Origin of the sequence: Vibrio sp. 10N.247.310.98, assembly GCF_041467395.1 — a bacterium.
Taxonomy (GTDB): domain Bacteria; phylum Pseudomonadota; class Gammaproteobacteria; order Enterobacterales; family Vibrionaceae; genus Vibrio; species Vibrio crassostreae_C.
The window spans coordinates 38,232-60,615 of the sequence record NZ_JBFSUL010000028.1; the positions used below are offsets into that span (position 1 = coordinate 38,232).

At 44.9% G+C, this 22,384-nt stretch carries 22 protein-coding genes; 17 read left to right on the forward strand and 5 right to left on the reverse strand.

Annotation, left to right across the window (positions count from 1 at the left end; all coding sequences use genetic code 11):
- Positions 1–25: 25 nt before the first annotated feature.
- From AB6E78_RS12830 to AB6E78_RS12850, 5 genes are read left to right on the forward strand one after another with little or no spacing between them, the layout of a single operon-like run.
- Positions 26–946, forward strand: a complete 921-nt coding sequence (locus AB6E78_RS12830) for an alkaline phosphatase family protein (protein WP_372133753.1) — start codon at positions 26–28, stop codon at positions 944–946.
- Positions 943–1,836, forward strand: a complete 894-nt coding sequence (locus AB6E78_RS12835; RefSeq protein WP_136982543.1) for an ABC transporter permease subunit — start codon at positions 943–945, stop codon at positions 1,834–1,836. Before AB6E78_RS12830 ends, AB6E78_RS12835 begins: the two co-directional genes overlap by 4 nt.
- Positions 1,836–2,621 (forward strand): ABC transporter permease, encoded by a 786-nt coding sequence (locus AB6E78_RS12840; protein ID WP_017070181.1) that lies wholly within the window; start codon positions 1,836–1,838, stop codon positions 2,619–2,621. Before AB6E78_RS12835 ends, AB6E78_RS12840 begins: the two co-directional genes overlap by 1 nt.
- Complete coding sequence (locus AB6E78_RS12845; RefSeq protein ID WP_372133754.1) at positions 2,621–3,640, forward strand: ABC transporter ATP-binding protein; 1,020 nt, start codon at positions 2,621–2,623, stop codon at positions 3,638–3,640. The genes AB6E78_RS12840 and AB6E78_RS12845 overlap by 1 nt, the downstream gene beginning before the upstream one ends.
- A 1-nt stretch (position 3,641) precedes the next feature.
- Positions 3,642–4,301: an HAD family phosphatase gene (locus tag AB6E78_RS12850; protein WP_017091954.1), complete on the forward strand. Its 660-nt coding sequence runs from the start codon at positions 3,642–3,644 to the stop codon at positions 4,299–4,301.
- Between the two features lie 75 nt (positions 4,302–4,376).
- Here AB6E78_RS12850 and AB6E78_RS12855 read toward each other — a convergent pair whose 3' ends face one another.
- From AB6E78_RS12855 to AB6E78_RS12865, 3 genes are all read right to left on the reverse strand, one after another.
- The gene (locus AB6E78_RS12855; RefSeq protein WP_010432275.1) at positions 4,377–5,042 is read right to left on the reverse strand and encodes a response regulator; all 666 of its coding nucleotides are present in this window, start codon (positions 5,040–5,042) and stop codon (positions 4,377–4,379) included.
- Positions 5,039–6,409, reverse strand: a complete 1,371-nt coding sequence (locus AB6E78_RS12860; protein WP_372133762.1) for an ATP-binding protein — start codon at positions 6,407–6,409, stop codon at positions 5,039–5,041. Before AB6E78_RS12860 ends, AB6E78_RS12855 begins: the two co-directional genes overlap by 4 nt.
- Before the next feature lie 286 nt (positions 6,410–6,695).
- Positions 6,696–6,941: a hypothetical protein gene (locus AB6E78_RS12865; RefSeq protein WP_372133755.1), complete on the reverse strand. Its 246-nt coding sequence runs from the start codon at positions 6,939–6,941 to the stop codon at positions 6,696–6,698.
- A 301-nt stretch (positions 6,942–7,242) separates the two neighbouring features.
- Here AB6E78_RS12865 and AB6E78_RS12870 point away from each other — a divergent pair, with 301 nt between their 5' ends.
- From AB6E78_RS12870 to maiA, 5 genes are all read left to right on the forward strand, one after another.
- Positions 7,243–9,291 carry a DUF3466 family protein gene (locus tag AB6E78_RS12870; RefSeq protein ID WP_065584491.1) on the forward strand — a complete coding sequence of 683 codons (2,049 nt, stop codon included), beginning with the start codon at positions 7,243–7,245 and terminating at the stop codon, positions 9,289–9,291.
- A 437-nt stretch (positions 9,292–9,728) separates the two neighbouring features.
- Positions 9,729–10,802: a 4-hydroxyphenylpyruvate dioxygenase gene (hppD, locus tag AB6E78_RS12875; protein ID WP_102397962.1), complete on the forward strand. Its 1,074-nt coding sequence runs from the start codon at positions 9,729–9,731 to the stop codon at positions 10,800–10,802.
- Positions 10,795–11,970 carry a homogentisate 1,2-dioxygenase gene (locus AB6E78_RS12880; RefSeq protein WP_372055626.1) on the forward strand — a complete coding sequence of 392 codons (1,176 nt, stop codon included), beginning with the start codon at positions 10,795–10,797 and terminating at the stop codon, positions 11,968–11,970. Before hppD ends, AB6E78_RS12880 begins: the two co-directional genes overlap by 8 nt.
- A gap of 9 nt (positions 11,971–11,979) precedes the next feature.
- Positions 11,980–13,017 carry a fumarylacetoacetate hydrolase family protein gene (locus tag AB6E78_RS12885; protein WP_372133756.1) on the forward strand — a complete coding sequence of 346 codons (1,038 nt, stop codon included), beginning with the start codon at positions 11,980–11,982 and terminating at the stop codon, positions 13,015–13,017.
- A gap of 38 nt (positions 13,018–13,055) precedes the next feature.
- Entirely contained in the window at positions 13,056–13,745 is a 690-nt protein-coding gene (gene maiA / locus AB6E78_RS12890) for a maleylacetoacetate isomerase (protein ID WP_372133757.1), read from the forward strand.
- 211 nt (positions 13,746–13,956) lie between these two features.
- On the opposite strand, the gene AB6E78_RS12895 is transcribed toward maiA, so the two are convergent.
- Positions 13,957–14,886 carry a carbamate kinase gene (locus AB6E78_RS12895; protein WP_371724785.1) on the reverse strand — a complete coding sequence of 310 codons (930 nt, stop codon included), beginning with the start codon at positions 14,884–14,886 and terminating at the stop codon, positions 13,957–13,959.
- 523 nt (positions 14,887–15,409) lie between these two features.
- A complete protein-coding gene (locus AB6E78_RS12900; protein WP_372133758.1) occupies positions 15,410–17,449 on the reverse strand; it encodes an acetoacetate--CoA ligase in 2,040 nt (679 codons plus the stop codon).
- A gap of 199 nt (positions 17,450–17,648) precedes the next feature.
- Between AB6E78_RS12900 and phhA the strand changes: the two genes are divergently transcribed.
- The 7 genes from phhA (at position 17,649) to AB6E78_RS12935 (ending at position 22,259) form a co-directional block, all read left to right on the forward strand.
- On the forward strand, positions 17,649–18,443 hold the full coding sequence (gene phhA, locus AB6E78_RS12905; RefSeq protein ID WP_017066732.1) for a phenylalanine 4-monooxygenase: 795 nt from the start codon (positions 17,649–17,651) through the stop codon (positions 18,441–18,443).
- The gene (locus AB6E78_RS12910) at positions 18,433–18,771 is read left to right on the forward strand and encodes a 4a-hydroxytetrahydrobiopterin dehydratase (RefSeq protein WP_017065112.1); all 339 of its coding nucleotides are present in this window, start codon (positions 18,433–18,435) and stop codon (positions 18,769–18,771) included. Before phhA ends, AB6E78_RS12910 begins: the two co-directional genes overlap by 11 nt.
- Before the next feature lie 141 nt (positions 18,772–18,912).
- A complete protein-coding gene (locus AB6E78_RS12915) occupies positions 18,913–20,013 on the forward strand; it encodes a Fic family protein (RefSeq protein WP_372133759.1) in 1,101 nt (366 codons plus the stop codon).
- A gap of 126 nt (positions 20,014–20,139) precedes the next feature.
- Positions 20,140–20,472, forward strand: a complete 333-nt coding sequence (locus AB6E78_RS12920) for a hypothetical protein (RefSeq protein WP_372133760.1) — start codon at positions 20,140–20,142, stop codon at positions 20,470–20,472.
- Positions 20,473–20,495: 23 nt separating this feature from the next.
- Positions 20,496–20,996: a hypothetical protein gene (locus AB6E78_RS12925; RefSeq protein WP_372133761.1), complete on the forward strand. Its 501-nt coding sequence runs from the start codon at positions 20,496–20,498 to the stop codon at positions 20,994–20,996.
- Between the two features lie 240 nt (positions 20,997–21,236).
- A complete protein-coding gene (locus AB6E78_RS12930) occupies positions 21,237–21,446 on the forward strand; it encodes a DUF3283 family protein (RefSeq protein WP_004732615.1) in 210 nt (69 codons plus the stop codon).
- 96 nt (positions 21,447–21,542) lie between these two features.
- The gene (locus AB6E78_RS12935) at positions 21,543–22,259 is read left to right on the forward strand and encodes a YebC/PmpR family DNA-binding transcriptional regulator (protein WP_017057670.1); all 717 of its coding nucleotides are present in this window, start codon (positions 21,543–21,545) and stop codon (positions 22,257–22,259) included.
- The last annotated feature ends 125 nt before the right edge of the window (positions 22,260–22,384 follow it).

Sequence of the window (22,384 nt, forward strand, 5' to 3'; positions counted from 1 at the left end):
AGAAACAAGCAATAGAGAATAGACCATGAGCAATAAGGTTATCCTTGTTGTTCTAGATGGACTGAACTATCAGGTAGCCCGTGATTGCATGGGCTACCTGAACGGTCTTCTAGAACTAAGCGATTTGCAGACAAAACAGGGCGATATGCATGAAAAACAAGGCGATATGCACAGCAACCAAGGCGATTCGTACAATAAACAGAGCACTTCGCAGAGCACGCAAAAAAACAAGCTGCGCGCCACGCTTTACCCTGTGCAGTGTGAGCTGCCATCTATGTCACGTCCACTGTATGAGTGCATCCTGACCGGTGTTCGCCCTGTCGAAAGTGGCATCGTTAACAACCAAATCGTGCGTTTGTCGAATCACGAGTCGGTATTTAGCTTGGCGAAGTCGCAGAACAAAGTGACGGCAGCTGCGGCTTACCATTGGGTGAGCGAGTTATATAACCGAGCGCCATTTGATGCAGTACGCGACCGTTTCACCAACGATGAGACCATGAACATTCAACACGGTTGTTTCTACCACTGGGATCACTACCCAGATGAAGCCTTGTTCTTGGATGCAGAGCACTTGCGCGTCACTCATCAGCCTGATTTCTTGCTGATTCACCCAATGAACATTGACGACATGGGACACAAGCATGGGCTGGATTCTCGCCAGTACCGTAATAGTGCTCGTGGCGCGGATATCTACCTATCGAACTACCTTGAGAAATGGGTAAATGATGGTTATCAGGTGATCATCACCAGTGACCACGGTATGAACAATGACTTGTCTCATGGTGGCATTCTGCCTGAAGAGCGTGAAGTGCCTTTCTTTGTGATTGGCGATAAGTTTACACACCAAGAATGCTCAGTGAAACAGACCGATATCTGCGGCAGCGTCTGTCAGTTACTCAACCTTGAACACGATAAATCTTACACTCAGGAATTGTTGGCCCTATGAGCAGTTCTGTAATCACGCAGAGCGGTGGCTCTGCGCTTCAACCTAAAACCAAATCTTTGTTTCAACGCCTCAAGCCTGCTTTGTGGCTTGCGCCTTTCGCATTGTTTTTCTATCTGTTCCAACTGGCACCTATGGTTTGGGTGCTGATCAACAGCTTCTTCTATGACGACGAACTCTCTCTCGAAAACTATTCTGAAATATTCGATTCTGCTTTCATGATGCAGGCTTTAGGCAACAGTTTATGGTTGTCGATTTGGTCGAGCATTGTTGGCTTGGCGATTGCAACTCTGTTGGTCTCTTCATTGCGCCGTGTTGATTCTAAAATCCGCGATGCGGTGATCGCGTTTACCAATATGAGCAGCAACTTCTCTGGTGTGCCTCTGTCGTTCGCATTCATCATCATCTTGGGCACCAATGGTGCGATTACCTTATTGCTCAAGCAGTATGGATTGCTGGGTGATTTCGACCTTTACGGCAAGTGGGGCTTGCTGGCGATTTACATCTACTTCCAGATCCCATTGGCGGTGTTGTTGCTGTATCCAGCGTTTGATGCTCTGAGTGACGACTGGCAAGCCGCTTCGGCACTGCTTGGCGCGAAAACTTGGCAATACTGGACCAAAATCGCGCTGCCTGTGTTGTCGCCTGCCTTGTTCGGCACCTTCATCATCTTGATTGCTAATGCGATTGGCGCCTATGCGAGTGTGTATGCGTTGACCTCGGGCAACTACAACGTGATTACGATTCGTATCGCGAGCTTGGTATCGGGCGACTTGTTCTTAGAACCAAACCTAGCCGCCGCAATTTCTGTGATTCTGATGGCGATGCTGGCCTTCATCACCGTGATTAACCAATGGCTGATCAGCAAAAGCTACGCAGGGAAGAGAAAGTAATGAATACCGTAAATACTCGCTTTCATAAAACGGTTGTCTATTCGATTGTCGGCATCATGGTGATCCCGATCTTAGCGACCTTTATCTACTCGATCTCTTCTCGATGGGGCGCGACGATCCTGCCGGATGGCTTCACGTTAGATTGGTATATCAACCTGCTGACCGATCCTCGCTTCTTACAAGCCTTTGGTCGTTCGCTATTTATCTGTGTGGCGGCGCTGTCATTGAGTGTGGTGTTGGTTCTGCCTGCGATTTTCGTGGTGTTTTACTATTTTCCGAAGCTCGACAAGGTGATGAATATCCTGATCTTATTGCCATTTGCTGTGCCACCTGTGGTGTCGTCGGTTGGCTTGCTTCAGTTGTATGCCGATAGCGAAATATCACTGATTGGCACACCGTGGATCTTGATTGGTACTTATTTCACCATCGCGCTGCCATTCATGTACCGCGCGATTGCCAACAGCTTTGAAGCGATCAACCTGCAAGACTTGATGGACGCGGCACACCTGCTCGGCGCGAGTACTACTAAAGCATTCTTGTTGATTATTCTGCCAAACCTTAAGAAAGGCTTAATGGCGTCACTGTTCTTGTCGTTCTCGTTCCTATTGGGCGAGTTCGTGTTTGCCAATATCTTGGTGGGTACACGTTACGAGACACTGCAAATCTACCTATACAACATGCGTCAAACCAGCGGCCACTTCACGTCAGCCCTTGTGATGACGTACTTCCTGTTTATTTTCTTACTGACTTGGTTGGCAAGTCGTTTCAGCCAGGGAACAAAATAATGAGCTATGTAAATGCAAAAAACCTCACCAAGAGCTTTGGTGACAACACGGTGTTTGAAGATATTGAATTTTCCATCGAGAAGGGCGAATTCATTACTCTGCTTGGCCCAAGTGGCTGTGGTAAATCGACTCTACTGCGCAGCTTGGCTGGCCTGAATCCTGTTGATGGTGGCGAGATCTGGGTCAACGGTGAAGAGATTACTCACCAAGTGCCACAACAGCGTGGCATCGGCATGGTGTTTCAATCTTATGCGCTGTTCCCGAACATGACGGTTGAAGGCAATATTGCGTTTGGCCTTAAGATGAAAAAGCTTGCTGCTGACGAGATTAAACGTGAAGTCGCGAAAGTGATTGGGCTGGTGGACTTAACGGGTAAAGAGAAATTCTACCCGCATCAGCTTTCGGGAGGTCAGCGTCAGCGTGTTGCCTTGGCAAGAGCCTTGGTGGTCAAGCCGCGTATTCTATTGCTCGATGAGCCACTTTCGGCGCTGGATGCGAAGATCCGTAAACATCTGCGCCAACAGATCCGAGACATCCAAAAAGAGATGAACCTAACCACGATCTTCGTGACTCATGATCAGGAAGAAGCGATGATCATGTCTGACCGTATCTTCTTGATGAATAAAGGTGAGATCGTACAAGCGGGGACACCCGAAGAGATATACACTCAACCTGCCAATGAGTTCGTTGCTGGGTTCATGGGGCACTATAATTTGGTGCAAGCAAACCAAGCCAAGCAACTTTTCAACATTGAAACGGAATGGAAAGTGGCGATTCGACCGGAATCTATCTACGTGAAAGAGCAAGGTCGACAATATGGCGAACATATCTCTGTGCCAAAAACGGGCACGATTCGTAACCACCAGCTTTTGGGCAACGTGATTCGCTACCAAGTGGACGTTGATGAGTGTGAATTAACGGTCGACCTACTTAACCGTTCTTCTGAACGACTGTTGGCAAACGGCAGCCAACTTGAACTCCTGTTTAACCTTAACGAAATTCAACCTGTGAGAGCCTAAGATGTTCAAACCTTTGTATGTATTTGATATGGATGAAACGCTGATCAATGCCGATGCAGCGATGCTCTGGAATGAGTTCTTGGTTGAAAAGGGCATTGCCACAGCGCCCAACTTTATTGAAGAAGATAAGCGCTTAATGGGCTTGTATTCGGAAGGCAAACTGAACATGGAAGATTACCTCACGTTTTCCATGCAGCCTTTGGCCGATATGCCAACAGAGCAAGTCACCGCATTGGTGGAAGAGTGTGTTGAACAGCATATTTTGCCTAAGCAGTTCAAACAGTCGAAACCTTTGATTGAGCAGCTAGAGAATGATGACATCGACATGTTGATCATCTCAGCCAGCGTCACTTTCCTAGTAGAAGCGGTCGGCCGCAAGATTGGTATCGAGAACGCCCTCGGTATTGATTTGATTGAAAACCAAGGTCGTTTTACTTCTCAAATATCAGGCGTTCCAAGTTACCGAGAAGGTAAAGTGACGCGTTTGAAAGAGTGGTTAGACAATCAAGAAACTAACTACTCAGACATTCACTTTTATACGGATTCAATCAACGACTTACCTTTGTGTGAACACGCTGATTTTGCTTATTTGGTGAACCCGTGTCCGCGTTTGAAAGCGTTAGCAGATCAACCGAATTGGTCGATTCTCAACTGGGATTAACGCTGATCCCATCTTTGAATTATGTTCGCTTTAGAACGAAAAAAGCCGCTGATGAAAGCGGCTTTTTGATTCGTATTATTCTATTTCTAGTTTGTAACCTATCCCGTAAATGGATTTGATGTAGTCACATTTTTCATTTATCGAGACCATTTTTTTGCGTAAGTTTTTGATATGGCTATCGATAGTGCGATCACTGACCACTCTTCTATCGTCGTAGATTTTATCAATCAATTGATCGCGACTATAAATGCGGCCAACATTTTGATAAAGAAGGTGCAAAAGCCGAAACTCAGCTGGCGTTAAACTTAGCTTAATACCACATAGGACGGCGGTCATACTCAATTCATCAATATCAATGGCGTTCGTTGCTGACGTGGCTTGGGGCTTGTTGGAACGGCGCAAAATATTTTTCACCCTCACGACTACTTCTCTCGGGCTGTACGGCTTACATATATAATCATCTGCACCCAATTCAAGCCCAACGAGTCGATCGATCTCTTCGACCTTGGCTGTCGCCATAACCACAGGGATGTCACTGAACGTTCTCAGCTCTCGATAAATATCCAACCCGTCTCGATTGGGTAGCATTAGGTCGAGAATAATGAGTTTAGGCGATGCTTGTTTTACCCAGTCAATGACAAGATTACCATCGATAATATGATGACTTTCAAGGCCAGAGTGCTCTAAGTACTCACACAGTACACTTGCTAATGCAGGCTCATCTTCGACGACTAAGATCACGATTTTATTTCCTTTGGTAACGCTATGATGATTCGTAGTCCACCCAATTCTGAGTGGTCGGCAGTAATGTGTCCTTGGTGCGCTTCAACGATATTTTTACAGATAGATAAGCCAAGCCCAGAACCGCCACTTGAGCGACTGCGCGATTTATCAACGCGGTAAAGCCTCTCAAACAAACGCGGAAGTGATGCATCAGGTACACCTGGATCACTGTCTTCAACGTTGATAATAATACTATCACTAATGTCGGTAACATCTATCGATACATGCCCATTATCGCTAGTGTATCGTGCGCTATTTTCCAACAGATTCACAAACAGTTGTGTCAGTAATCTCTCATCACACGAGGTAAACAGTGGGGCTGAATGGTCATAGTGCTTTGTTAATGTGATGTTTTTTTGTTCTAAACGGATCGAGTTTTGAACGATCACAGAATCAATCAGTTTATGTATATCAACGTTGTTTTTAACATTGAGGTTAAATCCGATGTCATACAGGGAGAGTTGGTGAAGATCCTCAACGAGTTGACCCAACGTGATGATTTGTTGATGTAACGAGTCGATGTATTTTGGCTCAGGAGATCGGATACCGTCTTGTAGCGCTTCTAGTTCACTTCTTAGCACGGTGATAGGCGTTCTAAGTTCATGTGAAATATCCGATAACCACTGTTCTCTAAGTGTTTTTTGTTTTCTTAGTGTTTCGACTACACCGTTGAATATTCCGATGAGATCGGACAATTCATCATTGCCGCTTTTTTCAATGTAGAAATCGAGATCGCCATTTTCGATAGATTTGGCACCTTTCGACAAAGCACGCAATGGTTTCAAAAATCGCCTAACAAGAAATAAAGCGATAAGGAATGAAAGCAACACGGTAATCGAAGCGATAGTGCTTACATGCGTCGTTTGTTGTTTGAAAAAGCTTTCTGCCAAAGGCCCTGATATTTCATCCATCTGGACGATGGAGATATACCCAATCACTTGATCATCCCGTGTTATTTCGACTAGTGCTTGATGCTGACCATCTTCAAGGTGATGTAGGTTTTCAGGCGGTCCAATTATAGCTCGCCCGTTTTGATCTAAAATGTTGAGTCGTTGCCAAATAGGTTGAAGATCTGGCGCTTCCGGCTCTCTTAATGGTGGTGGCGATGGGTGTCTGTCACGAGCATGTGGTCGTGAGGGGCCACCAATGCTACTGGCGATTAAATGTGGTTCACGTTCTAGCCGCCTCCACTTTTCGGAAGGTGAGTAATATTGCTTTAAGTTATTGGCGAGTTCTTGAGCTAGGGCAATCTCATTATTATTTGTGAAATCTTGGAGCCCTCTTTGAAAACTGGAGTTAATAAAATAGGTCAGTACAAAGAGCATGGTCACGCACACCATTAGTATTGAAACAAACAGTTTGGTGAAAATTGATATGCGCACGTTCTCTCCAGAAATTAAAGTGAATTAAGACGATAGAGTGAGTTAAGACAAAAGTGAGTTAAACCAATATTAGTCACCAATCGTGTGGGAAATGTGGACATTGATTTCTTTATTCATCTTAGGCCATGTATAAGCATCTTTTTGTTAGAAACGAATAGCGAGCTGACAGGGTGCTATACCCCATCAGCTCGCATTGAATTATCACTATTTTTGGATAACCCTCTAACAATTATTGACGTCTTGGTGGTGGCGGCGGAACTTCCTCTTCCGATAGACCACCGCTTCCATCTACGTCTAGTTTGTCAAAGTCATCGGCGAGTGGACCTCTGAGCTCTTCTAATTGTAACTCGCCATCACCGTTTGCATCCATTTCTTCAAAACTTGGCATTTCTCTTGGACCTTCACGGCTTTCAGCACACGCTTGAAGCGCGAATGTCGATGTCAGTAAAAGTAATGCTGTCGTGATTTTTTTCATAATTTAATTCCTATTCGTAACCAAATATAAGTGTATTTCTTTGACGCAAATAGGTTAGCGATCAAATTAGCAGAGAAAATGGATAAATCTAGGAGATGAAAGTTAGCGTTTAACTTTAATAGGGCATCAGTTCATCAGCCCATCAAGTCAGGTTGTTTAAACCTCCATTGTTTCTACATAGTTTCCACATTTTCTATTTTTATCCTAGTCCATTATTGAACTCATGAATTTAATGCCTTTAGCAATAAAGGCAGAAAGCTATCGTTGGTATTGAAATGGATTATTTTTTAGGAGCCGTAGAATGAAGGCAATGGTAAAAAAATCAGTCGTTGTCTCTTCTACGTTGTTGGTTGCTTCTTATAGTAACGCTGCTCTTTATAGGGTGGTTTTGGAGGAATCACCAGTAGAAACGGAATCGGTGTATGGGGTTGCAGTTGAACCAGAGCTTGGTACAACGGATTGCTTTAGTACCAGTTGTGGTGACACCGATTACGCATTCGCAGGGGAAGCTCAAAATGCAGAACCAGGTTTTTCCTTTAAAGAGGAGGTCCCTTTTGGTATCGATAACACGTTCTACTATTTGGATTATGACGATATCTATAGCTACTGCACAAGTGAACTTGGCTACGCGACTTGTGAAGCTTGGAGTTCTTTATTGTGGTATGGCGATGATGATGCGGGCATTGGAGGCTTGAAAAATGAGCGTGATGCGTATTACGGGCTGAGCTATCAGACCAATTCCACGGCTTTTTATGATTCTTCTTCGCTAAGCGAGATCCCAGATGTTGGCAGCAACCCACCTGATGTGAGCAGTTATAGTTATTCCTTTGTTGATGGAACAGAGGAGAAGGTCATCACTAAAGTTGACGAGAATGGTTTTGTTCTTGGTAACACCAGCAGTGGTTACTACAGTTATAACAACCAATATATTCAGTTGTATAGGCAGCGTGGTTACTACGATACAGGCACTGAATTTACGGTTCTCCAACCTGAAGCCGATACCAGCATTACGATCAGCGATGCTGACGGCGAAGCGAATATAATCTCCCAAATGGGAAGAACGATGGCTTTTGACTCTTTCAGTTATGGAGGGGAAAGCTATGTGGTCGGAAGCGCGTCCGTTGCGACTTTTTATTACAGTGATGGATACAAAGATTATGACTCTCCGTACACATCCGACAGTGATGCTGAGGATCTAGATAATTGTATCGATGAAGATATTGAGCCTGCTTTATATCCAGAGTGTCAGAACTTTGCTTTTGCTAATCGAGCTTTTGTCTGGAATATAACCGATGCGAATGGTCCCAATGATGATGGAAACCGTTTTGCAGTATCCGATTGGGAAACCAGTTCGACCTATTACTCTTACAACGATGATGAAGCTTCAGCACAAGCGAGTGTGAGGGCTGCAACGATTTCGTCTAGAGGGACATATAGCTCTTATCCTGTTTTAGTTGGTTACAATACGGAACTAGATGATTCAGATAACTTTCTTATGCAGGCTGCTGTGTTTAGGCCAAGCAGTACGTCAAATTTCAGCGTTTCGGAAAATGCTTGGACGACTACATTTATCGCTAATGCGACGGTAGAAGTGAGTGATTCATACATTCACAGTAATTCTGTCGCAACAGACATTAATGAAAACATGATGGTTATTGGTTATGCAAAAAGAGATGGTGATTATCCGTCGGATCGTGTGTCTGATAATCGTATGTTCGTCGCTGATGCGAATGACACAACGCCAACAGCCACATTCTTCGCAAGTTTAGGTGAAGACATTTTCTTTGACAGTGCAGAGGGAAAAGCAAGTGAGATCAACAGCTACAATGAAATCGTTGGCTATGTTGACGCCGAAACTCACGCTGAAGTAGACGGACATGAAAGAAGGCATCGCGGCTTCATTTTCCCTTATAACGACACTGGTACCGATGCTGATAGACGTGCAAGATATAATGATCAAGCTTGGTGGTTAGACGACCTAACTAACGGTGGTGACGACAGTGATGCCAACAACCACTTTAGAATATTGGACGCAACCGACATTAATGACGCGGGTGTTATCTCAGGGACGGCAATACAATGTTTTGCGAGTGAAAGTAGCTCCTCTTCTATGGCTTATGATTCAACCGCACACTTTGCTTATTGTAATGATGGAGTAGGTGACGAGAGGGTGGTGGCTGTAAAACTTATCCCGATATCTGGAGCAACAAGTGAAGACATTGCTGAAAGAAGTGATGATAGCGCTGAAGATGTTGAACGTAGTGGTGCCGGTACCGGGCTATTGGTGCTTATCAGTTTAATGTCCGTGCTTTCAGTTCGCTTGAAAAAGTCTCGTTCTGTGATTGCCTAAATTGATGACGTGCTCACGAGAGAAACAACCTCTATTTGACCGTCAACCATTAAAGTAATGGGTTAGGTTTGATACTTCGTCCCATAAGAATACCGCTGGGATATGAAGCTTTTTAAAAGAGCATCACCTGTTTTGTGATGCTCTTTTTACGTTCAACATACACTTATCTCTTTCTGCTTTAGCCAAAAAAATCACTTGTAACAATTAAGTAACATCTCTTGCTTTGCTGTAAATCAAACCACCACTCTTCAATCCCTTGATAGCACTCACTTTCCTGTTGTGAGGGTTTGTGTGTAACAATTATTTTACAATTTGACGGGTTTTTAGCGTTATTGCCCATTTCCTTCGATGCATTCCAATCTTTCCGCTTGTGGGCCAAATTTAATTAAGGACAAAAAACACGTAATACAAAACCAATAGGTACAAGGAGAAAGTTCATGGTGGATACATACAACCCGCTTGGCACGGATGGATTCGAGTTTGTTGAATACACGGCCGTTGACCACAAGGGAATTGAGCAACTTAAAGCACTGTTTGTGTCACTTGGTTTTGCTGAGATAGCCAAGCACCGCTCAAAAGAAGCTTGGCTGTATCGACAAGGTGATATCAATTTTATCGTCAATGAACAACCACACAGCCAAGCGGAAGCGTTCGCTAAAGTTCACGGCCCATCGGTGTGTGGCATGGCGTTTCGTGTTAACGATGCAACCACGGCAATGACGCAGGCGTCTAGCGGTGGTGGTGAAGAGTACAAGACAGAAATCGGGCCAATGGAGCTGAGCATTCCTGCTATTTACGGTATTGGTGAAAGTTTGCTTTATTTCGTAGACCGTTACGGCAAGCAGAGCATCTACGACGTTGATTTCCGATTCTATGATGACGCGCAAGAGCGCATGGCGAAAGCCGACGTAGGCCTTTATGAGATCGATCACCTCACGCACAACGTGAAACAAGGCAATATGGATCTGTGGTCTGGTTTTTATGAGCGTATCGGTAACTTTCGTGAGATTCGCTACTTCGACATTGAAGGTAAGCTGACAGGCCTTGTGAGCCGTGCCATGACCTCACCATGTGGCAAGATCCGTATTCCAATCAATGAGTCTTCAGATGACAAATCACAAATTGAAGAGTTCATTCGTGAATACAACGGCGAAGGTATCCAACACATCGCGCTTGCTACGGATGACATCTACAAAACGGTGAAAACCCTGCGTGATCGCGGCATGGACTTTATGCCAACCCCAGATACCTACTATGAGAAAGTTGACGATCGTGTAAAAGGCCACCGGGAAGATACCGATCTGTTGCGTGACCTACGCGTTCTGATTGATGGTGCGCCGACCAAAGACGGCATCTTGCTGCAAATTTTCACACAGACGGTAATCGGGCCTGTGTTCTTTGAAATCATTCAGCGTAAAGGTAATGAAGGCTTTGGCGAAGGTAACTTCAAAGCGCTGTTTGAATCGATTGAAGAGGACCAGATTCGTCGAGGAGTATTAGACGATGCATAAATGGATCTCGTTTCCTCATCGGGAGGGTGTGTGCTCTAAACAAGCGCACGCCGATTTTCCCGAAGAGGCAATTTATGAGCGAGAGGCGGGCCGAAGTGGGTTCTTCGGCCCAGCGGCTCACTTTCATCACCAACATGCCCCAACAGGTTGGTCGGAGTGGGAGGGTGATCTGCGCCCTCGCGCTTTTGATTTCACGCTGGTGGAAAAAGCCAGCCAGATAACGCCTTGGGCTGTGCCTCATCTTTTGCATAATGCGGACTGCAAAATTCGTGTGTGGCGCATGGACGAGAAGATGGATTTCTTGGTGCGTAATTCCGACGGTGATGAGCTGCTGTTCATTCATCAAGGCAGCGCCGATCTCTATTGTGACTATGGTCATCTAGAGGTGAGTGAAGGGGATTACGTGATGATCCCGCGCTCGACCAACTGGCGTTTAGAGCCAAGCGAGCCGATATTTATCTTGATGATTGAGAACACAGACGCGGCTTACTCCTTGCCAGAGAAAGGCATGGTCGGCAATCACGCGGTGTTTGATCCAGCGGTTCTTGAAATACCATCGATCAACGATCAATTCCGCGCTCAGTATTCAGAAGATCAAACTCAAGTTCAGGTAAAACGCCACGACAAAGTCAGCGTGATCACTTATCCGTTCAATCCTTTAGACGCGATTGGCTGGCATGGTGACTTGGCTGTGGTGAAAGTGAACTGGCGCGATATCAGACCGCTGATGTCACATCGCTACCACTTGCCACCGTCTGCACACACGACTTTTGTTGGCGCAGGCTTTGTGGTGTGCACCTTTGTGCCACGCCCGATTGAGAGCGATCCTGGGGCGTTAAAAGTGCCGTTCTACCACAACAACGATGATTACGACGAAGTGCTGTTCTATCACGCAGGTGACTTCTTCAGTCGCGATAACATTGAGGCGGGCATGGTGACCTTCCATCCGGCTGGGTTTACGCATGGGCCTCACCCTAAAGCCTTTAAGGCAGGGCAAGCGCACAAGAAGAAGTTTACCGATGAAGTGGCGGTGATGATCGATACTCGCCACGCGCTGCAGTTCTCTGATGAACTCGATAGCGTTGAGAACAAAGAATATGTCTACAGTTGGCAAGACACTGGTTTGCAAGAGACAGGTTCTCAAACCATGGCTGACGATAAGAAGTAAGGGACAAGGATGAAATTAGCAACCAAGAAAAATGGCACTCGCGACGGTCTATTGATGGTCGTAAGTAAAGATCTTAAACAATGTGTAGCTGCAACCGAAATTTTCCATGCGATGCATCTAGCGCCAACCATGCAGGTAGCATTGGATAACTGGGACAGCGTGGCTTCTCAGTTACAAGAGTTATACACCTCGTTAAACAACGGACATGTCACAGGCAGTGAAGTGTTTGCACCTCAGTATTGTGAATCGCCTCTTCCACGCGCTTATCAATGGGCAGACGGCAGCGCTTATGTAAACCACGTTGAACTGGTGCGTAAGGCTCGTGGTGCTGAAATGCCAGAAAGCTTCTGGGTTGATCCACTCATGTACCAAGGCGGCTCAGATGCGTTTATCGGGCCGCGTGACAATATTGAGTTTGCCAGCGACGAATGGGGTATTGATTTCGAGGGTGAAGTTGCGGTTGTTACCGGAGATGTGCCAATGGGAGCCAGCGCCAAGCAAGCGCATGATTCGATTCGTTTACTGATGTTGGTGAACGATGTGTCACTGCGTGGCTTGATTCCAGCAGAGCTCGCGAAAGGCTTTGGCTTTTTCCAGTCTAAGCCTTCTTCGGCGTTCTCCCCGGTCGCAGTCACACCTGACGAGCTTGGCGAACAGTGGAAAGGCAGCAAGGTACATTTACCGCTGATATCGACCTACAACGACCAGCCTTTTGGTTGTCCGAATGCCGGTATAGATATGACTTTCAATTTTGCAGAGTTGGTTGTGCATGCAGCTAAAACTCGACCATTATCGGCAGGCGCGATCATAGGTTCAGGCACGGTATCGAATAAGCAAGGCACTGACCACGGCACCTCAATTGCCGAGGGCGGCGTGGGCTATTCATGCATTGCCGAGGTGCGCATGATTGAGACGATTCGCGATGGCAAACCTTCGACTCAATTCATGTCGTTTGGCGACTCGATTCGCCTAGAGATGTTTGATACGGCGGGTGATTCCATTTTTGGTGCGATTGACCAAAAAGTTAGCCAATATCGAGCGTTATAACCCATATTATAAAGATTCAGCTCGAGCGAGATCATTGTATGAATCAGAACATGACACTTTACGGTTATTGGCGCTCTTCGGCCGCCTATCGGGTGCGTATTGGATTGAACCTAAAGCAACTCGACTATGAGTCTAAATCGGTGCATTTGGTGCGTAATGGCGGCGAGCAGCATGATCCACAATATTGTGAGCTCAACGCCAGTGAGTTAGTGCCTGTGCTGGTGGATGGTGAAGTTAAACTCAATCAGTCGCTGACTATTTTGCAATACTTGGATGAAAGATATTTATGTGAGAGCAGCCCAGACTCCTTGTTGATTCCCGAGCAAACACCATTGCGCTATCAAGCGTTGGCAATGGCTCAGGATATTGCGATAGAAATTCACCCTCTGAACAACCTGCGCGTGTTGCAGTATTTGGAGCGGGAATTGTCGTGCGAGCAAGAGGCGAGAATGGACTGGCTTCATCATTGGATGAACCAAGGTTTCCGTGCTCTAGAAGAGAAACTGGCAAAGCACAGAAAAGCACACGGTGATTCGGTGTATAGCCTCACCGATTCACCATGCATTGTCGATATTTGCTTGGTGCCACAGGTGTATAACGCGCTGCGTTTTGGCGTTGATATGTCACCTTATCCGCTGATTAACTCAATTGTCGAAGCGTGTAATCAGTTACCCGCTTTTATCGACGCGATGCCAGAGAACCAAGCGGATGCGAATGAGTCCATGTAGATTCACTGATGTAAATGCAAATACTCTTCCCTTGCGCTGCCAAAACCGCTTCTTGAAAGAAGCGGTTTCCAACATTAAATATATTAAATACAGTTAGTGTGTGAATATTTATCTCGTTTAGAACTAATATGGATTTAATAAAAAGCCTTGTTATTAATTAAAAGGCTTTACCCCAAGGTTTTATATTAGTGGTGATTATCATTCGATAATATTAATAATAAAAAATACCTTCACCTTTAGTAATCAGAGTACCAGCTTCATTGGTAATTATTTTATCTAAATCAAATAATGAACCAATCGCCGCATTACCCAATCCAGCTTCAACGAACTTACAAACGGCATCAATTTTTGGCCCCATAGAACCAGCAGGGAATGAAAATTCTGCTAAACCAGCAGGCGTTGCTTGCTTCATTTCTGCTTGGTCTTCTTTACCATAGTTACGGAAAATCGAACCATCGGTTAAGATAATAAATAAGTCGGCATGGATTTTTTCAGCCAGTAATTCAGCCGTAAGGTCTTTGTCAATTACGCACTCTACGCCAGTACTCTTACCATGCTCAATACTCACGGGAACACCACCGCCGCCACAAGCGATAACAAGGTTTTCTGTATCTAGAAGAGTTTCAATTTGCTGAATTTCAACAATGCTTTTTGGCATAGGAGAAGGCACAACGCGACGGTAATACTCGCCATCAGCTTTAAACTGCATTGTGCTTTGAGCCATTAACTCTTTAGCTCGTTGCTCTGTATATACAGGGCCAACAAATTTAGTTGGGTTAGCAAACGCAGGGTCTTTTTTGCATACTTCAGTTTGCGTGACTAGCGTCGCTACGTCTAATTCAGGGTCAATGTTTCTTAGTTCTTGCTGTAACATATAGCCCACCATGCCACAGGTTTGAGAGCCGAGTACATCCATTGGATACGGGGTCGTCTCAGGCGAATATTCGTTATAAGCCGCGTTTTGTTCCATCAACAAACCTACTTGTGGGCCATTACCATGAACGATAACAATCTCATGCTCGCGTGCGATCGCGGCAATACTCGCCGCTGATTTGATTATATTTTCACGTTGGTTCTCAGCCGTTAATGCTTGGCCTCTTGCTAAAAGAGCGTTACCGCCTAAAGCTAATACTATGCGCATGATAATGTCTCCGATCATTTAATAATGATTTTATTTTACGTAGGGATTAACCGCTTGTTTCTAATTAAATTCAAGCTTATTAATAACAGTGACTAAGTTTTTAATCACTCTTAAGTAATTAACATACCGAGATAGTATGGGAAAATAATCGTCCTAAATGTGATAGTTATCAAATTATTATTTCACTAGAAATGGAGCTGTGGAAATAGGAGTTATTGCAATTCGATTAAATATCCATAAGCTTGGATACAATCTAGCGGTGGAGGCTTTTTTGGTATGAATGATTCGTCTTTAGTGAATATTATCTCTGGCTATAAAATGATTAATTTTCTATTTTTGTTTTAAATATGATGAGCAGATCGCATTAAGAGCTTTAGAAAAGGCACGAAGCCAAACTGATGAGAGGGTTCATGAGCTTTAATAGTGGCTTCGATTCGGTTTTCAATCGGCTGCCTTTACTCTAGGTGTTATCTGACAGCCAAATGAAAATCGGAGATAGTTAGCCACTTTCTAAGGCTCAACACTAAAGCGAAACAACACTCTTTATCTCTTCCAAAACCTCGGCGTTAGCGATAGCCCCGAGGTTTTCTACATTTTTGCCATTGATCACCTGTTTCACAGCCAACTCCACCAGTTTGCCAGAGCGCGTTTTTGGCACATCGCTGATCGCAAATATCTGGCTTGGCACATGCCTTGGTGAACAAGAAGATTTGAGTTTGCTTTTGATGGCTGCCAGTAGCCCATCATCTAGATCCACACCTTGTTGTAGTTGAACAAACAGCCATATCTGCTCATTTCGGTCGACATCTTTACCGACGGCGATGGAATCGATGATGCCGTCAATGGTGTTCACTTGCTGGTAGATCTCGGCAGTCCCAATTCTTACCCCACCGGGGTTGAGGGTGGTGTCGCCTCGACCGTAGAACAGGTAGCCACCATGCACGCTCTGTGCGACTTCATCACCGTGATGCCACACATTATCGAACCTATCCCAATAGGTGCTGTGATAGCGCTCTCCGGTGTCATTCCAAAAGCCAGCGGGGAAGTTGGGTAGGGAGTTTGTACACACCAGTTCGCCACGTTCATGATTAACCTTGTGGCCAGACGAATTGAACACTTTGATGTCGACGCCGAGCCCGGCCTGTTGGCACTCACCGCGATACACTGGCGAGATGGGATTACCTAAAACAAAGCAGCCACAAATATCTGTCCCTCCAGAAATTGAGGCTAAATGCAGGTCTTGCTTGATGTGTTTGTAGACGTAATCGAACTGTTCTGGATAAAGCACAGAACCGGTCGAGCACAGTGTTCTTAAGTGAGGAAGAGAGTGACTGTCGATCGGCGAGAGTTCTGCCTTCTCAATCGCTTCTAGATACTTGGCTGAGGTGCCAAATGTCGATACGTCTGCACGCTGTGCCAAGTCCCACAGTACATTGGGTTGCGGATAAACCGGGCTACCATCAAAGATCACCAAACAAGCACCGCTCGCGAGCGCAGATACGTGCCAGTTCCACATCATCCAACCACAAGTGGTGTAGTAGAACACGCGATCTCTCGGTTTAATATCGCAATGAAGCTGATGCTCTTTTAGGTGGTTGATGGTAGTGCCACCAACCGAGTGAACAATACACTTTGGCTTTCCGGTGGTACCGGAGGAATAGAGCACGAACAACGGTTCATTGAAGCCGACACGAGTAAATCGAAGAGGTTTTGTCTGATAGTGATTAATGATGCTGTGCCAGCTTAGAATCGACACATCATGTTCAACTTTTTTCTTCTCTAAATCGCTCTTCTCTAAGTCATTACTCGGTTTCAAATAACCGATCTCACACACCTGTTTTAATTCGTTTAAGTGTTCGATGATTTCACGGTTCTTGCCCGCCATATCGAACGTTTTGCCATTGAAGGTGTAACCGTCACAGGTGAACAGCACCTTAGGTTTCACCTGTCCGAATCGCTCAATCACACTCTCTACTCCAAAATCAGGCGAGGTCGATGTCCAAATCGCGCCTAAGCTGGTGGCGGCTAGCATTGCGACCACGGTTTGTGGCAGATAAGGGGTATAAGCGGCAACTACATCACCTTGCTCCACGCCACAATCCAGGAGCCACTGTTGAACACTAGAGACTTCCTCACACAAGGTTTTCCATGTGTAGCTTTGCTGCTCGCCACGTTCATTTTCAAACCAAATCGCAAGCTCATCAGGCATGGTGTGTGCCAAACGCAGCAAGTTCTCGGCGTAGTTTACTTGTGCATTGGGAAACCAAACCGCATCACGGTTCGATTTAGGCTGCTGCCAGCGGCTCCCACCTTGAGCTTTGATGGTCTCGCTTTCTGCCTTGTTAATAGAGTCTTGTGAGCCGACTACTCCACAAAACTGCCATACGTTTTGCCAAAATGATTCCGGATGTTCCACAGACCATTGATGGAGTTCGGTGTAGCTTTTTACGTCCCTATCTAGGTTTAACCCAGACTGTTCAAGGCTATCGATAAATCGGGTTAAGTTGGCATCGGCGATACGCTGCTCGCTTGGCTGCCAAATGGGCTTATTGCTTTCGTGCATTCCTTTACCTTTAACAAAAAGTTAACGTTTTCAGTCTGGTATTTAGGTTTTACAAAGTCAAAAGTTCAGCAAAATAAGCGCTTGGTGGAATTGTGTAAATAAAATGTTACACGATCGCTTGTTTCGAAAAATCGCGCAAATTGGCGCTTATAAGGAGTGGAGATAGGCTTAAAGTGAGACATTCGAAAGGAGGTGTGTAATGACTCAATATCATTCTAAGCCCGTGAGCCAAGAGGGATGGGTTGAGTGGAGCCTCGAAGAAGATGCCATTTGGCACGACTTGGTGAAAAGGCAACTGGACGTCATTAGTGACCGCGCTTGCGATGCCTATTTGCACGGTCTGACCTTGCTGGATCTACCATTAGACAGAGTTCCCCAGCTGCCAGAGATAAATAAAGTGCTAATGGAAACAACCGGTTGGCAAGTTCAGCCTGTGCCTGCATTGATCGATTTCGACCGATTCTTTGATTTGCTCGCCAATAAGAAATTCCCAGTTGCGACATTTCTGAGAACGCGAGACGAGTTCGATTACTTACAAGAACCTGATTTCTTTCATGAAATTTTCGGCCATTGTGCCATGCTCACTAATGCCGATTTCGCGGCTTTCACTGAGCATTATGGAAAACTAGGCCAAGCCGCCACATCTAAACAGCGCGCTTATCTTGCCCGTTTGTATTGGTTTACGGTTGAGTTCGGTTTAGTAAAAGAAGGCCAACAACTGAAAATCTATGGCGGTGGCATTCTTTCGTCTCCAGCGGAAACTATGTATGCGTTGGGAGGGGATTTGGCCGTTCGCGAGCGGTTCGATCTGCAAACGGTTTTAAGAACGCCTTATCGTATCGACATCATGCAGCCGAAATATTACGTGATCGACGAGCTATCTGAGCTCTTTAAAATCAGTCAGGAAAACCTATTACAGCAAGCTGATCTCGCCATCGATGCGGGGTTACTACCACCACTTTTTGAACCCAAGGAACCAACACATGTTGAATGAACAAAAATGCGAAGCCTGCAGTATCGACGCGATTGCCCTAAGTGAAGATGAACAACAATCTTTACTGTTGGAGTTGTCAGACTGGCAGATCATCGAAAGAGACGGCATCCCGCAGCTTGAGAAGGTGTTCAAGTTTAAGAACTACAAGCAAGCATGGGCATTCAGCAACATAGTGTCAGAACTGGCAGAAGAAGAGTTCCACCATCCTTCGATCTTATTGGAGTGGGGCAAAGTCACCGTCACTTGGTGGAGCCACTCAATCAAAGGCCTGCACAAAAATGACTTCATCTGCGCCTCACGCTGCGATGTGTTCGCGGTGAGTGAATAGTTTTGTAGGTTAGGAGTTACTCTTGCAACCTCTGTGATGCGATTAACTCATTATTCGGCTCATAATGTGAGTTGAATAATTGCCTTAAACAGCTCATAGTATGAGTTGAATAAGTGATACTTTCGCATCATGGGGTCTAATATGTGGATTTGGCAGCAAGATAATTGGCCAAACTTTGTTTGGGATAATCAGAAAATAGGCGTGAGGTTAAGAGAAGTACGGCTTAATCAGGGCATTCTATTGGGCAAGATTACCTCACAGTCGGCAGATCAATCCCAAACCATGCTCGACACCTTATTAGCGAACATAGTCCATTCCAGTGCGATTGAGGGAGAAAAGCTTAATGCTTTCTCGGTCCGGTCTTCTTTAGCCAATAAACTCGGTGTCAGTGAAGATCGACCTTTTCCAACGACAGAACAAACCGATGGCCTAGCTGAAATTATGTTGGATGCGGTGCAGAACCTAACAGAGCCACTAGCGCTTGATAGGATCTTACATTGGCACGATAGACTGTTTCCTCAAGGCTACACCATGTTTAACCCTGTAGTTGGAGGTCAGCTACGAGGTGACGCTCCGATGCAAGTGGTATCAGGAAGAATTGACCGCCCAACCGTGCACTTTGAAGCGCCTAGCCGAGACATTCTTGATGCTGAGCTAGATACATTTATCAAATGGTTTAATGATTCACTTACCGACGCCACACTCGATCCTCTATTGCGAGCCGCAATCACTCACCTTTGGTTTATCACCTTACACCCGTTAGATGATGGTAATGGTCGTATTACTCGATTGTTGACCGACTTGGCGTTAGCACAGGCCGAGCAGCAGTCGGTACGCTTCTATGCGATGTCGGTGGGAATTCTCGCTAACCGCAAGCATTACTACGAGATATTGGAGCGAACCCAGAAAGGGGGACTCGATATTAGCGAATGGTTGATGTGGTTCTTAGATACGTTAGACGAGACGTTTACAGGGGTTTTCGCTGAGGTCGACCAAACTGTATATAAGACCAACTATTGGCGTAGCATCGACCAAACCAAGCTTACGGCAGAGCAAGTAAAAGTGTTGAATAGGATGCTCGATGGTGATTTTTCAGAAGGTATAAATGCTAGTCAATATAAAAAGGTAGCAAAGGTAAGTAGTGCCACTGCAACACGTCATTTGAATGCTTTGATTGAGCATGGCTGCTTAGTTAAATCTGGTTCTGGTGGCAGAAGCACGCGCTATCTGTTGCCGGAATAGGAGTGATACGCTCATACTTCAACTTACTATGCCTCTAGTGACCGGATTTCAGTGGTATTCTAAGCTTCAATTACAAATCAATATTCAGTCAACTAAACATACATGAATCGAGACAGTAGGACTTTGATGAAAGCACCTTTAAAATCGAGTGGCGAAAAAGGGATCTTCAATAAATTTGATTGGGTTAAAGAGGCAGATAGCAAACTCATTAGTGCGAAATTACTTAGAGAAAACGGCAATCAGAAAACACTAGAACTTGAATCATTAATGACTACTACCTCTTACACATCAAGTGATGTTTTTGAGGTCTTAACTATCAAAGATGCTGCTTACAAATCGAGTGTTTTGATGTTGGGCTATGCACTTGAGTTGTTACTTAAATCAGGGGTTGTGTCATTACTCATATCTGCGCCTAAAGATTTACTTGAAAAAAGGTCAGAGCTTATAGCCATAACCTAGTAAGTGTTGCTTTGGACTTAGGTATGAAACTGTCTAAGAGCGAGACTGAGCTGTTAAAAACTTTAAGTAGTTACATTATTAATGAGACTCGGTATCCAGTTACCCCTGAATCCGTTGAGGATTATTGTAATAAAACTAACGAAATCAATGGTTTTATTGCTAATGACAAATGTTTTTGTGATGGATTAGAGTTTTATAGCAAGCTTAAGAAGATTATAAATGATATTGATGGAACTCCTGACAATATGAAAATCTACTCTCGTATGGAATTGGAACGAGATGGATACATCATATTTCGAGTTGGTGGCTCTCTTCCTCCTGTCATTATTGTTAAATACTGTCAGACTCAGATTGATGCCAACACAAACACATTGGGCACGATTAAAGAGTTACTTATAAATAAGAATAAACAAAATATGTCTATCTATTCTCATTTGATGGAGTCTTCGTGGGATGCTGCTTTGTTTTTCAATGTGAGTAATAAGCAGGGCTTAACGCGAGTTCCCACTGATAGTGAGGAATAAACAGGATCACAGTTATTGACGCTCCGTGTTCTTCTTATTTATTTTATATGAGATCTGGCTTATATCGTGCAAACTTATTGGTGCTTTGAGCTAAACGCACTTTCCCAAACTAGCTTGACCTGCATCAGCGACTTGCTGCTTTCTCGTCCTACAACCCCCACTATTGCTCATAGTATTGGTTTTATGAGGCTGCTCTATGATATATTTCTCGGCCAAGTGTATTACAGACGAAGGCTAGCAATGTCTATCAACCTTTCACTCCTTCCACCCAGTGAGAAAAATAAAATCGAACTGGATAAGCAAGCATCGTTTCTTGTATGGAAACTGAAGCAAGCGAAATGTGGCCCTGAAGCCATTGTTGAAGAAGCAATGAAGCTAGGTGACCCAGAAGAAAAGGCTTGGTTTGATCAGTCTGTAGAAAAATACAAACGGGTAATGGGTGTCGCATAAACGCAGACAAACCTTGCCCAGCAGTGCTGTAGAATTGAAATGACACAGTAATTTGCTAGAATTTGCACCGTTAATTGAATCAGAGAGAAGATCCCGATGGGAAGAAGTTTTGAAGTGCGCAAGGCCTCAATGGCGAAAACTGCAGGCGCAAAAATTAAAGTTTATTCTAAATACGGTAAAGAGATTTACGTACTGGCTAAGAACGGCAGCTCTGACCCAGACATGAACCTACCTCTTAAGCACCTGATTGCTAAAGCGAAGAAAGACCAAGTACCAGCTCACGTTATCGACAAAGCGATCGATAAAGCGAACGGCGGCGGCGGTGAAGACTTCCAACCAGCTCGTTACGAAGGTTTTGGCCCAGGTGGCACAAGCGTAATCGTTGACTGTCTAACTGACAACGGCAACCGTACTTTCCAAGACGTTCGCCAATGTTTCGTTAAGACTGGTGCGAAAATCGGTGTTGAAGGTACTGTTTCTCACATGTTCGCTCACCAAGCTGTATTCCAGTTCAAAGGCGAAGATGACGAGATCATCCTAGAAACGCTTATGATGGAAGACGTAGACGTGACTGACGTTGAGCTAGAAGACGGTGTAATCACTGTATTCGCTCCAACGACTGAGTTCTTCAAAACGAAGACTGCACTAAACACTGCGTTCCCAGAGCTAACGCTAGACGTTGAGGAAATCACTTTCGTTCCTCAAACGACTACACCAGTAGCTGAAGAAGATTCTGAGAAGTTCCAGAAGTTCTTAGACATGCTTGACGACTGTGATGACGTTCAGCAGGTTTACCACAACGCTGAGCTGTAATATCAATCTATAATTGATAGCTTTGCTCTTGTGAGTAAATGTAGAATACAAAAAACCGAGCCTAGTGCTCTAATGCCGTTCACTTAAGAGTGAACGGCATTTTTGTTCTTAGCATACCGTTGTGG

Bases quoted from the DNA above. Each gene is read 5' to 3' on its own strand.
- AB6E78_RS12830 (WP_372133753.1), top strand. From the start codon at position 26: ATGAGCAATAAGGTTATCCTTGTTGTTCTAGATGGACTGAACTATCAG.
- AB6E78_RS12835 (WP_136982543.1), top strand. From the start codon at position 943: ATGAGCAGTTCTGTAATCACGCAGAGCGGTGGCTCTGCGCTTCAACCT.
- AB6E78_RS12840 (WP_017070181.1), top strand. From the start codon at position 1,836: ATGAATACCGTAAATACTCGCTTTCATAAAACGGTTGTCTATTCGATT.
- AB6E78_RS12845 (WP_372133754.1), top strand. From the start codon at position 2,621: ATGAGCTATGTAAATGCAAAAAACCTCACCAAGAGCTTTGGTGACAAC.
- AB6E78_RS12850 (WP_017091954.1), top strand. From the start codon at position 3,642: ATGTTCAAACCTTTGTATGTATTTGATATGGATGAAACGCTGATCAAT.
- AB6E78_RS12860 (WP_372133762.1), bottom strand. From the start codon at position 6,409: ATGCTCTTTGTACTGACCTATTTTATTAACTCCAGTTTTCAAAGAGGG.
- AB6E78_RS12865 (WP_372133755.1), bottom strand. From the start codon at position 6,941: ATGAAAAAAATCACGACAGCATTACTTTTACTGACATCGACATTCGCG.
- AB6E78_RS12870 (WP_065584491.1), top strand. From the start codon at position 7,243: ATGAAGGCAATGGTAAAAAAATCAGTCGTTGTCTCTTCTACGTTGTTG.
- hppD (WP_102397962.1), top strand. From the start codon at position 9,729: ATGGTGGATACATACAACCCGCTTGGCACGGATGGATTCGAGTTTGTT.
- AB6E78_RS12880 (WP_372055626.1), top strand. From the start codon at position 10,795: ATGCATAAATGGATCTCGTTTCCTCATCGGGAGGGTGTGTGCTCTAAA.
- AB6E78_RS12885 (WP_372133756.1), top strand. From the start codon at position 11,980: ATGAAATTAGCAACCAAGAAAAATGGCACTCGCGACGGTCTATTGATG.
- maiA (WP_372133757.1), top strand. From the start codon at position 13,056: ATGAATCAGAACATGACACTTTACGGTTATTGGCGCTCTTCGGCCGCC.
- AB6E78_RS12895 (WP_371724785.1), bottom strand. From the start codon at position 14,886: ATGCGCATAGTATTAGCTTTAGGCGGTAACGCTCTTTTAGCAAGAGGC.
- AB6E78_RS12900 (WP_372133758.1), bottom strand. From the start codon at position 17,449: ATGCACGAAAGCAATAAGCCCATTTGGCAGCCAAGCGAGCAGCGTATC.
- phhA (WP_017066732.1), top strand. From the start codon at position 17,649: ATGACTCAATATCATTCTAAGCCCGTGAGCCAAGAGGGATGGGTTGAG.
- AB6E78_RS12910 (WP_017065112.1), top strand. From the start codon at position 18,433: ATGTTGAATGAACAAAAATGCGAAGCCTGCAGTATCGACGCGATTGCC.
- AB6E78_RS12915 (WP_372133759.1), top strand. From the start codon at position 18,913: ATGTGGATTTGGCAGCAAGATAATTGGCCAAACTTTGTTTGGGATAAT.
- AB6E78_RS12920 (WP_372133760.1), top strand. From the start codon at position 20,140: ATGAAAGCACCTTTAAAATCGAGTGGCGAAAAAGGGATCTTCAATAAA.
- AB6E78_RS12925 (WP_372133761.1), top strand. From the start codon at position 20,496: ATGAAACTGTCTAAGAGCGAGACTGAGCTGTTAAAAACTTTAAGTAGT.
- AB6E78_RS12930 (WP_004732615.1), top strand. From the start codon at position 21,237: ATGTCTATCAACCTTTCACTCCTTCCACCCAGTGAGAAAAATAAAATC.
- AB6E78_RS12935 (WP_017057670.1), top strand. From the start codon at position 21,543: ATGGGAAGAAGTTTTGAAGTGCGCAAGGCCTCAATGGCGAAAACTGCA.